2 protein-coding genes are annotated in these 15,983 nt (G+C 67.1%); one reads left to right on the top strand and one right to left on the bottom strand.

Annotated features, from left to right (window positions below; all coding sequences use genetic code 11):
* Positions 1 to 431 precede the first annotated feature (431 nt).
* A complete protein-coding gene (locus QHF84_RS06765) occupies positions 432 to 11,012 on the top strand; it encodes a non-ribosomal peptide synthetase/type I polyketide synthase (protein ID WP_281312361.1) in 10,581 nt (3,526 codons plus the stop codon).
* A gap of 15 nt (positions 11,013 to 11,027) precedes the next feature.
* Here the strand turns inward: QHF84_RS06765 and QHF84_RS06760 are convergent, their stop codons facing one another.
* Positions 11,028 to 15,977 carry an AAA family ATPase gene (locus tag QHF84_RS06760; RefSeq protein ID WP_281312360.1) on the bottom strand — a complete coding sequence of 1,650 codons (4,950 nt, stop codon included), beginning with the start codon at positions 15,975 to 15,977 and terminating at the stop codon, positions 11,028 to 11,030.
* Positions 15,978 to 15,983 lie beyond the last annotated feature (6 nt).

Genomic DNA, 15,983 nt, shown 5'->3' with positions numbered 1-15,983 from the left:
CACGTGCGTCTGATCGGATTGGTAGCCCCGAGATACCTGGTGCCCCACGGCGTCGACTGTCAAAAGCAGGTATCCGACGGAACGCAGGCGCTCATCCGCCTTGCAAACGATAGAAACCATGCCACCGTCATGTTGGGGTTCAATTTACCATCCCCGGGCGCGTCTCGTTCGACTCCAAGCCCCGCTTCCCTCTTGCGTCTATTCCCAGGGGCAGCGCGATTTGTCGCCGAGGCCCCGTCGCAGGGCCACACCGGTTGCTCCACTGGTGTGCGCCTCAATCCATGGCTGTTGATGATCGGGGGATTGAGATGCCGCGCATGGCGCCGAATCATTTGCCTCATCACGTCGAAGCTCGACAGGACGCGCGAGAGCACGTCGGTGAAACCGTTCCTCCTTCGGTCGTACCTTTCGGCGCCGCCGAACGTCACAAAGTGTTGGTCACGTGGAACGACACGACCGCGACTTATCCCGACGATCGCTGCCTCCACGAATTGTTCGAGGCCTGCGCGGACAAGACCCCAGGGGCGCTCGCGGTATCCGATGAACACGAGCGGCTCACGTTCCAGGAGCTCAATCACCGGGCCAATGGGCTGGCGCAGCGGCTCGTTTCGCTCGGGGTCGGTCCGGATGTCCCCGTGGGCGTATGTATGCAGCGCTCCGTCAGCCTGGCGGTCGCGTTGCTCGGTATCCTCAAGGCTGGCGGGGCGTACATGCCCATGGATCCCAGCTACCCGGAGGAGCGCCTCGCCTTCATGGTCGCGGATTCGCGCGCGCCCGTGATCATCGTGCATGGTCCGTATCCGGAAATTCGGGGGCAGGCCACCGTGCTGCGCCTCGACGAGCACGAGACGCCGAGCGATCTCGACGCTCCTACCACCTTCGTCAGGGCGGATCGTACGGGGCCGGAGGACGCAGCTTACGTCATTTATACGTCTGGCTCGACCGGAAAGCCCAAGGGTGTCCTCGGATCCCACCGGGCATTCGTCAATCGACTCTCGTGGGGATGGGCAAGCTGGCCGTTCGCGCCTGGCGAGGTCGCTTGCCAGAAGACCTCCATCGGCTTCGTGGACTCCATTGGCGAAATCCTGGCACCCCTGCTCCAGGGCGTCCCCAGCGTGATCGTTCCCGACGCGTCCGCGAGGGATCCGCGCCGCCTGCTCGAAGTGCTCGCTACGGAGGGCGTGACGCGTATCGTGCTCGTGCCCTCCCTGCTCCGGGCGTTGCTCGATGTCGAACCGGATCTCGCTGCGCGCCTCCCCCGGCTCCAGCGGTGGTTCGTCAGCGGAGAGGCGCTGACGCCGGACCTGGTCGCCCGATTTCACGAGCGGTTGCCGGGAAGGAGGCTCGTGAACCTTTACGGCTCGTCCGAGGCCGCAGCGGACTCGACGTTTTTCGAGGTCCCGGAGAAGCACTCCGGCCCGGTACCGATCGGTCGTCCCATCGCCAACACGCAAGTCTACGTGCTGGATGCGTCCATGCAACCGGTCGCGATCGGCATGGCGGGCGAGCTCTACATTGGAGGGGCCGGGCTCTCCCGCGGCTACCTGCATCGCCCCGACCTCACCGCAGAACGTTTCGTGCAAAACCCATTCGGGCCGCCCGGAAGCCTCCTTTACCGCACCTCGGACCGCGCGCGCTGGCGGCATGATGGCAACCTCGAGTATCTCGGGCGGCTCGCCCATCAGGTGAAAATTCGGGGTGCGCGGGTCGATCTTGGCGAAATCGAGGGGGTCTTGCGGGAGCACCCTGCCGTCCGTGAAGCGGCGGTCGTGCTGCGTGAGCTGCACGGTGAGGAAGGCCTCATTGCGTACGTCGCGGCCGGGGCAGAGCATCCACCACAAAGTGAGCTCGCCGAGTGGCTACGCCAAAAGCTACCCGCATACATGCTCCCCTCGGTATTCGTTGTTCTCGACGCGCTTCCCCTCACGCCGAGCGGAAAGATCGATCGGCAGGCGCTGCCAGCTCCCGCATTTTCCGACGCGCCCCGCATGCTTCCGCGGACCCCGACCGAGGCGGTGATCGCGGAGCTTTGGGGGAACGTCTTCGGGCTCGACAGCGTGGGGATCCACGATGACTTCTTCGCGCTGGGCGGGCATTCTCTGCTCGCGGCACGGCTCCTTTCCCTCGTCTATGCGCGACTGGGCGTCGATCTCCCGCTCTCCGCCGTCTTCGAGGCGCCCACGATCGCGCGGCTGGCCGACCGGATCGATGCCTCCATCCACACGGCCGCGGTGCCCCCGGCCCCGCCGCTCGTGCGCGCTCCACGCCTGCCCGCTGTCCCGATGTCGTTTGCGCAGCAACGACTCTGGTTCATCGCTCAGGTCGACCCCGCGAGCGCCATCTACAACGAGATCGCTGCTTTCGACTTGCGGGGGCGGCTCGACGTCGTGGCCCTCGACCAGAGCCTACGAGCGTTCGCCGCGCGCCACGAGGCCCTGCGTACCACCTTCGGGACGCGCGACGGTCAACCCGTGCAGATCGTCCATTCGACGGGTTCGATCCCTCTCTTCACGGTCGATCTCACCATGCGCGCAGCCGAGGAAAGGGACGCCGCAGCCCACATGCTCGGGCAAGAGCATGCCCGTGAGCCGTTCGACCTCGCTCGTGGGCCCGTCGCGCGGGCGCTGCTCGTGAAGCTCGGCCCCACGGAGCACCGCCTCTTTTTCGTGGTGCACCATATCGTCTACGACCGGACGTCGCTCGTCACGGCGCTGGTGCCCGACCTGCTGCGGCACTACGAGGCATTCTCCACCGGGAAGGCGCCGCGCCTCCCGGACCTGCCCGTCCAGTATGCGGACTTCGCCATCTGGCAACGCGGCTGGCTGAGCGAGAATGTCCTGCGGCCCTCGATCACGTATTGGAAGGGCAAACTCGCGGGGCTGCCGGTGCTCGATTTGCCGACGGATCGTCCGGGCCCGGCGAAGACGCGCCGGGGCGCGAGGCACACCGTGGAGCTGCCCGTCGAGCTCGTGCATGGGCTCCGGGCGCTCGCCCGTGGAGAGCGCGTGACGTTGTTCACCACCCTGCTGTCGACGTTCCTCACCCTGCTCCATCGTTATACCGGGCAGCAGGACGTGCCGGTCGGCATCGTCACGGCAGGACGATCGAGGGCCGAGACCAACGGGGTCTTCGGGTGCTTCATCAACCCGCTCGTGGTGAGGGGCGATCTGTCCGGCGATCCTACCTTCCGAACGTTGCTCGAGCGCGTCCGCGAGGTGACCTCGGAGGCTTATCGTCACCAGGACGTCCCGTTCGAACGGCTCGTGCAGGAGCTCCGCCCCGCTCGCGCGCAGCATCAAACGCCGCTGTTCCAGGTCGTGTTCAGCTACAATGACGCGCCCGTTGCGCCGCACGCGCCGCTGGATCTCCCGGAGCTATCCGTGCGCGTTTCGGAAATCGGTACGGGGACCGCCAAGTTCGATCTCACGTTCGATCTGGAAGAGCGCGGCGAGGAAATCGCTGGGTTCATCGAGTACGCCGCCGATCTATTCGATGCCGCGACGATCGCCCGCATGGCGGAGCATTTCCGTTCCCTGCTCGAAGCGGTCGTGCGTGATCTCGAACTGCCACTCTCCGCCCTGCCGCTCCTCACGCCGGCGGAGGCCGATGAGATCCTGCATCTCGCCGGCTCTGACGCCCCCTATCCCGAGGACGCTTGCCTCCACGAGCTCATCGAGCTTCAAGTACGAACGCGCCCCGAAGCGCCTGCAGCCATCTTCGAAGGCGAGACGCTCTCCTACCTCGAACTCGATTCCCGCGCGAACCAGCTCGCGCATTACCTGCGCTCTCTCGGCGTCGGTCCGGAGGTCCGGGTCGGCATTTGCCTCGAGCGATCTTTCGAGGCGCTCATCAGCCTCCTCGGCGTCCTGAAGGCCGGGGGGGCGTTCGTCCCCCTCGATCCTGCTTACCCGCGGGCGCGCCTCTCCTTCATTCTCGAAGACGCGGGCGCCGCCGTCCTCCTCACGGATCGTCGCTCGCTGGGTACGTTGCCCGATCCGCGCATGCGCGTCGTCCTGCTCGACGAGGAAATTGCGGCAATCGAAGCAGAGCCCAAGGACCGCCCTGTCACGGATGTTGGTCCCGACAATCTGGCGTACATCATCTACACCTCGGGGTCCACGGGCCGCCCCAAGGGCGTCCTGGTGCCCCATCGAGGCCTGTGCAGCCTGGCGCCGGCCCTGATAACGTCCTTCGAAATCGGCCCGACCAGCCGCGTGCTCCAGTTTGCCTCGCCAAGCTTCGACGCGTCGGTCATGGAGATCATCATGGCGCTGCCGGCGGGGGCGGCGCTCGTGCTCGCGCCGCCGAGCGCGCTCCTGCCAGGGCCCTCGTTGCGCAAGCTCCTGCGGGACCGGCGCGTCACGGTGGCGCTCCTCTGCCCCTCGGCAATCGCGGCGCTCGATGCCGGAGGCGACGGCGCGGAGGCCTCTCTGCCGCTGCAGACGCTCATCGCCGGCGGCGAGCCTTGCACGGCGCAGCTCGTCGCACGCTGGGCCCCGGGGCGCCGGTTCTTCAATGCGTACGGGCCGACGGAGGCGACGATCTGCGCGACCCTGGCCAGATGCACGCCGGACGGCGAGCGCCCGCCCATCGGTCGCCCCGTACCGAACGCGCGGTGCTACGTGCTCGATGCGCAGATGCGGCTCCTCCCGCGCGGCGTCCCCGGCGAGCTTTTCATCGGGGGCGTGGGGGTCACGCGCGGCTACCTCGATCGCCCCGAGATTTCGGCCGAGCGGTTCGTGCCGAACCCCTTTGGTAGCGGTCGGCTTTATCGCACGGGCGATCGAGTGCGTTTTCGGAACGATGGCAATCTCGAGTTCCTCGGCCGTATGGACGAGCAGCTCAAGCTGCGCGGATTCCGCATCGAGCCCGGGGAGATCGAGGCAGAGCTCGATCGTCACCCCGCCGTGCAGGTATCTGCAGCCAAGCTCGTCGAGATGATCGGCGGGGAAAAACGCCTCGTCGCATACGTCGTGCCCCGCTCGGACGCGCCCGGAGACCTCCCGCATGTGTTGAAGAGGCTGCTGCGCGAGTGCCTGCCCGAGCACATGGTGCCGTCCGCCATCCTGAGGATCGACCGCATGCCGGTCGGCCCGAATGGCAAGATCGACCGCTCGGCGCTCCCTGCCCCGCCGTCGCCCGAGCGAGTTTCTGCATCGGCGAGCACGTCCCTCGAACGAACGGTGGCGGCCATCTGGCGCGAGGTCCTCGGCCTCGAAGGCGACGTCGGGGTCGACGAGCCTTTCTTCGAGGTGGGCGGCCATTCGCTCGCGCTCTCGCGCGTGCAGGCGAAGCTGTCCGCGCAGCTCGGCACGGACGTCGACGTCGTGACGCTCCTCAAATTGCCCACCATCCGGCAGCTCGCAGCGCACCTCGCGAAGATGTCCAGCAGCGATGGCGCGCTGGCTCTCGTGCAACGAAGTCCTGAGAAGGCGCGGGATCACCTCGCAGTTCGCCCGGACGCGCTCGCGATCGTGGGCATTGCAATTCGCGCTCCAGACATCCGCAATGCAAACGAGTTGTGGGAGGTCGTGCGGGCGGGCCGCGTGACGATCCGCGCTCTGGATCGCGACGCGTTGGTCCTGGAGGGCGCGGATCCGCAGCGCGTGCATCGCCCCGAGTTCGTCGCCGCGGAAGGGGTGCTCGATGACTCCGCGCGTTTCGACGCCGGCTTCTTCGGCTACAGCGATGCCGACGCGGCCCTCATGGACCCGCAGCAACGCGTGTTCCTGGAATGCGCATACGAGGCGCTCGAGAATGCGGGGTACGATCCGGCGCGCTTCCCGGGCAAAATCGGGGTCTTCGGCGGCACGGGCGTGCCGCGCCACTGGCTCGGGCCGGTGATGGATAAGCTTCGCGCCGGCGGGAGTGATCTGGAGGGTTACCGAGCCCTCACGCTGAACGCCCAAGATTTCCTCGCGACGCGGGTGGCCTTCAAGCTCGGGCTTCGCGGCCCGGCGGTCACCGTTCAGACGGCGTGCTCGACGTCGCTCTCGGCCGTCCACATGGCTCGCCAAAGCCTGATTGCAGGCGAATGCGACATGGCCATCGCCGGCGGTGTCTCCCTCGCGTCGCTCGGAGCGGCCGAGCGTGGATATCTCCACGCGGAGGGAGGCATCTACGCGCCCGACGGCGTTTGCCGACCCTTCGATGCAGACGCGAGCGGCACGGTCAAGTCGAGCGGCGCGGCGCTGGTCGTCCTCAAGCGGCTTTCGGATGCCCTCTCGGATGGCGATACGATCCACGCGGTTCTGCTCGGCTCGGCGATGAACAACGACGGTGCCGGCAAGGTGGGCTTCACCGCGCCGAGCGAGGACGGCCTCGCCGCGGCGATCGGGGAGGCGTACGAACGCGCCGGCGTGGATCCAGGCTCGATTCGCTTCGTGGAGGCGCACGGAACCGGCACGCGCCTCGGGGATCCGACCGAGGTCCGCGCGCTCTCGCGGGCGTTCCGGCGATGGACCGAGCAACGAGGCTTCTGCGCGCTGGGCTCGCTGAAGGCGAACCTGGGGCACCTCGACGCTGCGGCCGGGGCCGCCGGGCTCGTCAAGGCAGCGCTCGCGCTCCGTCACGGAGTCATCCCGCCGAACCCGAGCTTCCGCACCCCGAACGCGCTGCTGGAGCTCCCGACGACGCCGTTTTTCGTGAACGACGCCCCTCTGCCTTGGCCGCGTGAAACGGCCCCGCGGAGAGCCGGGGTGAGCGCCATGGGCATCGGTGGCACGAACGTGCACGTGGTCCTCGAAGAGGCGCCGCAGGCGGCTACTTCGCCCAGCCAGCGGCCATTCCAACTCCTCTGCCTCGCCGCGCGTACCCCCTCGGCGCTCGCCGAGAGCGTGCGCAGACTACGCGCTCACCTCGCGAGCGATCCATCCGTCGACGTCGCCGACGCCGCGTACACCCTCGCCCTTGGACGAGCACAAGGTCGGCACAGGATGGCGATCGTCGGCCGGAACGCGGGGGACCTGCCCTGGGCGCTGGATGCGAGCGAGGTGCCGTCCGCCGTCGCGTCGACCGCGCGTCCCGTGGTGTTCCTGTTCCCTGGACACGGGGTGCAGTACCTGAAGATGGGGGCCGAGGTGTACGACGCCGAGCCGGTCTACCGCGAAGAAGTCGACCGGTGCGTCGCTCTCCTGCGCGAGGTCTCCGGGCTCGATCTCGCGCCGCTGCTATTCGGCCTCCTCCCGGATGGCGAGCGCAAGCTCGATGAAATGCAATGGGCTCAGCCGCTCCTGTTCGTCGTGGAGTATGCCCTTGCCCGGCAATACCTCGCTTGGGGCGTGAAGCCCGCTGCGATGCTGGGACATAGCCTCGGTGAGTACGTCGCGGCATGCATCGCGGGCGTGCTCTCCCTCCGGGATGCGCTCGTGCTCGTGGCCCTGCGAGGCCGCCTCATGGACGCGACGCCACCGGGCGGCATGCTTTCGGTTTTCGCCGACGAGCGGACGGCTTTGCCTTTCCTTCATGGCGACGTGGTGATCGCGACCCATGCGCCCGGGTGCGTGGTCCTCTCGGGGCCCGTCGACGAAATCGAAGTTGTACGTGCGCGCCTCACGGGGGCTGCGATCGAGACGAGCACCGTGCGCGTCTCCCGCGCGTCCCATTCACCGCTGATGTTCGCCATTCGTGAAGAGTTCCGGCAGCGCGTCGCGCAGATCGAGCTCCACCCGCCCACCCTACCCATCGTGTCCAACGTGACCGGTGCGTATCTGACCCCGGAGCAGGCGACGGATCCGGAGTATTGGGCGGACCACCTCTGCAGCGCCGTCCGCCTGGGGGACGGGCTGGGAACGCTTCTCGAGCTCGGGGCGCCGGTTTGTCTCGAGCTCGGGCCTGGGAACACGCTCGGGTCGTTCCTCAAGGCACAATCGCTTCATGCGACTGCGTCCTGCGACGTCGTGGGCAACATGCCAGGGTATCGCAAGCGAGACGATTCCTCGCACGCCGCCCTGCTCGCTGGGGTCGGAAAGGCATGGGCGCTCGGGGTGGAGATCGATTGGCGAGCTTTCTTCGCGCACGAGCGCAGGCGACGTATCCCGCTTCCGACGTATCCATTCGAGGGCCGGGTGTACTCTCTCTCGCCCAAGCCCAAGCCCGAGCCCAAGCCCGAGCCCGTCCGTACGCGCGCGTCCCTCGATGACCGCGCCGACGCACTCGCCCAGGAATTCGGCGTGCGAGGAATCGACGGCCAACCCGGCCTGCGGGCGCGCCTCGAAGCGTTTTGCGCAAGCCTGGTGCTGGATTTCTTCGGTCGCCGCCTCGGCGCGGAGCTGGGGCGCGGACGCTCGCTCTCGGTGCTGCAGAAGGACGCGGGCATCCTGCCGAAGTTCGCGCCGATGCTCGCGCGCCTGACGCAGATCCTCATACGCGCAGGGCTCGCGCGACGCACGCCGGAGGGCGACCTCGTCCTCTCCGCGGCGCAGGCAGGACGAGCCGCCGAGCGCTCCGCCGAAATGCGGAGAGACTTCCCCGGCTTCGCGGGGCTCTTCCGGTTCATCGAGCACTGCGTGAACCATTACGACGACGCATTGACCGGCGCAGTCGAGCCCGTGGGAATCCTGTACCCCGACGGCACCGACGCCTTTCACCGCGCGTGCATGCAGGACACGCAGCGCTACCTTTACGAGGACGTTTACCTCTCGCTGGCGCGCGAGGCAGTGGTCGATATCGTCGCCCGCCGCCGAGGTCGGAAGACCCGCATGCTCGAGGTCGGCGCCGGTCATGGATCGCTCAGTTGGCCGCTCATGGAGCTCTTGCGCGGCGCGGACGTCGAATATCATTTCAGCGACGTCGGACGCTCGTTCCTGCAGCGCGCCGAGGCCGAGGCTGCACGGCGCGGCATCGATTGGATGAAGGCGATACGGTTCGATCTGAACCGGTCGCCGGAAGAGCAGGGGATTCACGAGCGCTACGACGTGATCCTCGGTTTCAACTCGGTCCACGTGGCCCTCGACCTGCCGGCGGCGCTCGGAAGGCTACGTGATCGCCTGAACCCCGGTGGATCGCTGGTCCTCGTCGAGGCGACCCGCACCGAGACGTGGGACTTCCTGACCTGGGGCCTCGCACCCGGCTTCTGGGAGATCGACAAAGCGCGGGGGCACGGGCTCTCGATGGACCTCGACCACTGGCTGAACATGCTCAGGCAGGCCGGCTTCGCGCAGATGACGGCCGTGCCGACGATTGCGGAAAGGCGCAACATGCAAGACCATGGCCTCCTCATCGCAGAACGCGAACAGGGCGTGGAGCGCCCAGCACACGAAACCACGCGACGCGCGGCCACGAGCAACGTCGTCCAAGGCGGGGCGGTGGCAGCGTTTGCCCCGGGAGAGATGATGTTCGAATCATCGAATGCACTCGCGTCGGACGCCACCGAGCAGATCGTGCGCGACATGTGGAAGCGCATGCTCGGCGTCGAAAATCCGCGGCCCGGCGAGAGCTTCTTCGATCTCGGCGGCGACTCGCTGCTCGCCGTGCAGCTCCTCGCCGAGCTCCACATGAAGACCGGTCAGCGGATCAAGAATGCCGCATTCGCGACGAACCCCACCCTCGGGGGGCTCGTCGCCCTGGTGCGCGCCGCTGGTCGGACCGCACCCGCGCAGGATGGCCGAGGCACGACCGTGACAAACGCCCCCGCTGCCGCCAGGACGCCCGCGGTGGCCGCTGCGCCGTCGCCCGTGGTGGCCGCCGCGCCGTCGCCCGCCCCGGCGGCAAGCAGCGCGCGTGCTGGCGTCGCCGCTGCGGTCGAGAGCAAGCGCGAGGGAGATTGCCTCGTGCCACTTCGGTCCACGGGCGCGAAGCGGCCGATCTTTTTCGTTCATCCCATTGGCGGCGGGGCGCTTTGCTACGCGCCCCTCGCGGCGGCGATGGCGTCCGACAGGCCCTTCTACGGCCTGCAATCCCCGATGCTCGAGGACCAGGGGGCGCGGGCCGGCAGCGTCGAGGATATGGCCGTGACCTATGTCGACGCCATCCAGCGGGTTCAACCGAGGGGCCCCTACCTCCTCGGCGGCTGGTCGTTCGGCGGCCTCGTCGCCGCGGAAATGGCGCGGGTGCTCCGGAGCCGTGGGGAGACGGTCGCCCAGCTCGTCCTGATCGACGTGTATGCGTCCGTGTCCGACGGCGTGGGGCTCCTACGCCGGCTGGATCCTCGTCTGCCCGCGCTCTCGATGCTGCCCGCGATTTTCGCCGAGGCCGAGGGAGCCGGCGGCAAGGCGCGAGCGCAACGCGACGGCGTCGAGCGTCTTTCCGCGGCTCTCGGCATCGCCTCGCGCCACCTCGGCGTCTACGACCACCACCTCGCGCTATGGAGCCGCCACCGGCCGTCAGAGCAGGACGTGCCGGCGACGCACTTCAGGGCAAGCGAGAAATCGAGGCTCCTGTCGGTCCTGCGTCCATCCAGCGGCAAGGACCTGCCCATTCGGGGCATGGACGTGGTGCAAGTGCCTGGGGATCATTTCTCGATGCTGGCCGGCGAAAACGTGAAGAACCTGGCCGGGCGGATCGAAGCGCTGCTGGAGGCCACGGAGAGCCGCAAAAAAACCGGCGGCGGTGCGGAGGACGTGAGCTCGCCGGTCGATGCGATTTCGCTGAAAGAAGCAGAGGACTCCGTCCGGGCATACATGCGCCGGTTCGTCTCGCTCACGTATGTCGGCGGCCAGATCGTGGTCGACGAGATGCTCACCCAGAGCGACACGACGGTGGTCTTCGACGTGTCCAACCCCGCCTACGTGGGCGCCAAGGTGTATGGAGAGCACCTCGAACGCCAATTCCACGTGCTCCAGGACCTCCGCAAGCGGATGTACGACGACCGCGTGGTGGTGTTCGCAGGCGGACGAGCCGCTTGCGCAATGGCCACGTTCGACTCCGAATTCACGCATGCGAAGACGGGTCGACGGATCTTCCTGCGACAGGTTCGGATGAGCTGGTTCCTCGAGCGAAGCGGCGACTCGTGGCGAGCCGTGCACGTCCATTGCTCGCTGCCGGTGGGCGAGCCCCTTTACGAGATGGAGTGATCCGGCGGGCGAGGGTCAAGCGCGGGAGCGCCGGCCTCGCTGATGCTTCATGCACAAAAGGAGCGCCTCCCGGAGGTTGGCGAGCGTGACGATGGACGAGAGGTCGACGCCCATCGCCACGATCGTCTGCGCCACGTCCGGCCGGATACCGACCACGAGGGCCTGCGCGCCGAGGAGCTGGACGGCGCGGACAATCTTCATGATGTGATCGGCGGTTTTCGTGTCGACGGCGTCGGCGCCGGTGAGATCGATGATGGTGTACTGGCAGCTCGTGCGCATCACGGCATCGAGCATCATGGTCATCATCTGTTCGGATCGTTGTTCATCGACGACCCCGAGGACCGGCATCGTCAGCACGCCTTCCCAGACCTCGATGATGGGCGTGGAGAGCTTCCGGATGGCGGCCTGCTGCGTCTCGATGATACGTAGCTTCTCCTTCAGCGTGGCCTCGGCCTCCTTGCGGTCGGTCACGTCGAAGAGAAAGCCGCCGACCTCGCCGGTTGCCTCGGCGCTGCGCACGCTGACCACGTTGTGCAGCCACAGAATGCGGCCGTCGGCCGCGCGCATCCGAAAATCGAAATCGTCGTCGCCGGACGGGTCGACCAGATGGAGCAGCGTGCTCTCGCGGTCGTCCGGATGCACGTGCGAGCCCAGGAACCCGGCCCCATACCACGCATCTTGCGGATACCCCAGCATCTTCACGGCTTGCGGGCCGACGTAGGTGAATTGCCCGGTCACGCGGTCGATCTCCCAAGGCACCACGTTGGCGCTCTCGACGAGCCGCTTCAGGCGCTCCTCGCTCTCCCGCAGGGTCTTTTCGGCCTGCGTGCGCTCCGCCGTCTCCCGGGCGAGATCGGCCGCGAGAAGCGCATTCTCGAGGGAGATGCCGGAGAGGAACTCGAGCAGCGCCAGCCTCCGGGGGGTAAAGGCGCCGCGGATGAGCCTGTTCTCGAGGTACAGGATGCCGGCCACCTCGCCTCTGCGCAGAATGGGCGCACACAGGAGCGACCTCGGTTTGGCGCGGCTGATGTAGGCGTCCGACGCGAACATCGTATGGGCCGTCATGTCGTCCAGGATGAGCTTCTCGCGCGTACGCCTCACGTATTGAGCGACCGACAGAGGCAACGTGGCAGCGGAGGGCGGGCGCCCCGAGAGCGGGATCTCGACGTGCGCACCCTCGTGATCCATGGTGATCTCGGCGGATACCGAGAGGCCATCCCGCGACGGCAGGAGCAAGCAGCACCGCTGCGCGCCCGCGTGCTCGATGAGGATCCGCATCAGGGTCGCGAGCAACTTCTCGGGGCCCAGGTCGCTGGAAATCGCCTCGGATGCCCTCGTGGCCGTGATCGTGTCAATCGGCTCGACGTCGGCCGAGGTCGCGGGCGCGCTCTTCTCCGGCGCCTCGAACACGAGGCCGTGATAGAGGGTATCGAACTGGCGCACCTTGCCGGTCGCACCCCAGCGCTCGTAACATGTGCGGGACGCGCTCAGGTAGGCAGCCGGGAGCAGAGCGAAGTCGCGGCTCAGGTAGAAGCGCCCGCCGAGCTCGCAAGCGAGCGCCTCGTCCCGCAAGAAACCGCTGCTGCGGCTCCTGCGGACCGCCTGGTCGTAGAGGTCCATCGCGTCGTGAGCTCGCCGCTCGATACGCGCCACTTCAGCGGCGACGAGCGCGTGCTTGGCCGCGAAATTGTCCGGGCTGCTCTCCGCGAACTGCCGCAGCTTCGATTCGTGCTTCGAGACGAGGTCGCGAAGTTTTGCGCGCTCGTCCTCCGTCGCGCCGTCGTACAGGGCGGTCCCGGTGAGGGCCGCATAGTAGTAAAATTCTCCTTCGAGCAGGTTGAACAACCCGCTCGACATGAGGCCTGCCGTCACCTCCATGGCCTCGCGCGCGCCGACGTAATCATGAGCCAGAAACCGCGCCTGGAGCTTGTAGATGTAATACCACAAGCGCATGACAGGCACGTTCCGCTCCTGCATGTGCGTGTCGAACGCCGCCTCGTCGAAGTTGTCCCCGGTGAAGGTATCGAGGCGCGCGGTATCCCCGCACATGGCGTGGATGAAGCGCTGGATCCCGACGACGCCGTCGGCGAGGAAGGAGTAATTCGCGGCGTTCACGAACTCCAGGGCCGAAACGCTCGCCTCGTAGACGGCTCCCAGCGGCTCGCCCATGGACAGCAAGGTCATCACGTTCTGGAGCAAAAGCGAGCAGGCGTAGATGATATTGCCTGACTCACGCGCGAACTTGAATCCCTTCCGGTAGTAGTCGAGCGACTCGCGCGCGTGGCGGCTCCACGGCAGGATGAGCGCGGCAAAAACGCCTGCGGTCTCCGGGTTGTATCTGTGGAATCCGGGCCTCTCGCCGAGGCTGCATGCCAGCTTGCCGAACCGATACCCCTCGTCGAACCGGCCAAAACGCATGCAGAGGATGCCGCCCAGGGTCACGTAACCGTGCATCGATGCAGGCGCATTGCCATACAGGATGCTGAGGCGGACCATGCGGATGATCAGGCTGTGCGCGACGTTCGGATTGAGGTAGACGGCCGCCGGGTAGAGAGCCGAGAGGACATCCATCGCGGCGATGGTGCCGGGATCGCTCATCTCCGGGAGATCGATCAGGGCCTCGATTGCGCGATCGCCGAGGCTCTGGCGCGTCGCCTCCAGCTCGGCGAGCACGTCGCCGTCACTCGGGTCGTTCGGCAATTCGATCCCGAACAGGCGGAGGCATGCGAGGCCGGCCTCCATGGCGCGGGGGTTGTCGACCTTCGCCGTCGCGAGCTGAATCTGGAGACGGTAGGCTGCCGCCTGCTCGACGTGGCTCCTGGCGCGCGACACGATGAGCGACGCCACGCGCTCCGCCTCCTCGAAACGTCCGCTCAGATACTCGCTCTCCGCGAGCTCGAGATGGAGAGCGTATGCCAGCGTGTAATCGGAATCCCAGCAATCCGCGGAAAGCAAGGCCAGGCCGTTGGCGAGATAGTTCGCAGCCGATTTCGCTGCCGCTGCGGCCTTTGCCTTGCGTCCGGCGCGAAGATTCAGCTCGGCGACCCGGCGCCGCATGTCGCTCGCATGGATGCGAGAGGTGCCCAGGTTGAGCTGGTTCACGATGTCGAAGAGCAGCCCCGGGAGCTCCTCTTCGGACGTGGCCTCGAGCAGGTGCCACCCGATCCGCAAATGCAGCCCGGCCCGCTCGTCCTCCGGGATCAGGGAGTAGGACGCCTGCATGACACGATCGTGCAGGAACTTGTAGCCTTGGGGCCGGTGCAGGAGGAGCCCGTCTACCAGCGCCGGCTCGAGGAGGGTCCGCACTGCCTCGGGCGTCTTGTCGCACACCGTGCCGAGGAGCTGGACGGTGAACTCGTTGCCAATGGTCGCGGCGAGGCGCAAGACGTCCAGGGTTTCACTGGGCAAACGCCGGAGCCTGCCGAGCACGAGATCGACGAGGTCGTGCGTGATCTGCTTCGCCTCGATCTTCTCGACATCCCACCACCAGGTCCACCGCCGCGTGTCGAATTGGATGAGATGGTCCTGCCTCAGCGCGCCGAGCAACTGCGTCGCGAAGAAGGGATTGCCGCCCGTCTTCGTCCAGAGAAGGGCCGCCAGCGGCTGCGCCTCGCCTCGCTCGCAATGGAAGAGGTCCACGACGAGGTCGACGAAATCAACCTGGGACAGGGGGCCGACGAGGATCCTCGACACGGGCACCTCGGCGCCCTTGATCGCGCCGAGCATGCCTTCGAGAGGATGGGACGCGCCTACCTCGTCGTCTCGATAAGCGCCGAGAAGCAGCACTCTCCGAAGCTCGGAGCGGGTCATGACGTGCTGCAACAGGTCGAGGCTCCCGAAATCGGCCCATTGCAAGTCGTCGAGGAACAGGACGAGGATGCGCTCGCCGCTCGTGAAGACGTCGAGGAAGCTCCGGAACGTCACGTTGAAGCGATCCCGGGCCTCGGAGGCTGGAAGGGGCGGGACCGGCGGCTGCTTCCCGATCACGAGCTCGAGCTGCGGGACGAGGTCGACGATGAGCTGCGCGTTGCCGCCGAGCGCCTCCAGCAACTGCTGCCGTGTCGCTTCGAGCTCGGCATCGGTCGAGGCCACGAGCTGCCGGACCAGACCTTCGAACGCCTGGCCCAACGGCGCGTAGGGGATATCGCGCTTGTGCTGTTCGAATTTGCCCCAGAGGAAGAGAGCGCGGTCGCTGCCGATGCTCTTCTGGAGCTCACGGACGACCGCGGATTTACCGATGCCCGAAGGACCGCCGAGAAGCGCGACCTCCGGCGTCCCTGTCGCGGCCATACGCTCGACGGAAGCACGGAGCAGCGCGATCTCCTTGTCCCTGCCGTACAGCTTGCTCGCGCCCCGGAGCTGGTCCCAGACGTCCCTCGCACCGAGCGGGAACGGTTCGATCTTCCCGCGGGCCGTGTATTCGGCGAGACACCGCTCCAGATCGTGCTGGAGGCCACGCGCGCTTTGGTAGCGCTCGTCAGGCGCCTTCGCCAGGAGCTTCATGACGATGTCGGAGACAGCCGTGGGGGTGCCGGGCGCGGCCTCCACGAGTGCTCGCGGGGCGCGAGCAATGTGACAGTGCACCCATCCAACCGCGTCGTTCGCATGAAATGGAAGGGTCCCCGCTCGCAGCTCGTAAAGCACGAGTCCCAACGAATAGAGATCGGCTCGATGATCGATCGGGTTGTCGATGCGCCCCGTCTGCTCCGGCGCGACGTAGGGCAGCGCCTCGAGGGGCAGCCGCAACGCGGAGGGCATCGACGGAAGCCCTTCGGCACCGACAAGCTCGATCACCTCCCCCCGGGGGTCGATCCGCAGCGTCTGAGGGCGAATGTTCAGGTGAAGGATGCCCGCCTGGTGCAGCTTGGCAAGCGCATCGGCGGCGGCGATCGCGCCCTTCAGGAAGACCTCGATCGTAGGTAGAACGTCGCGAACGGAAGGAGGAAGAACCTGGGAGGAGGACATCTCGTC

It is taken from the genome of Polyangium sp. y55x31 (assembly GCF_029946505.1).
Lineage (GTDB): Bacteria > Myxococcota_A > Polyangia > Polyangiales > Polyangiaceae > Polyangium.
Note: the sequence above shows the minus strand (reverse complement) of the source record. Positions and strands in the feature narration are given on the sequence as shown.

Coding starts and splice junctions, on each gene's coding strand:
- QHF84_RS06760 (WP_281312360.1), bottom strand. CDS start 15,977: ATGTCCTCCTCCCAGGTTCTTCCTCCTTCCGTTCGCGACGTTCTACCT.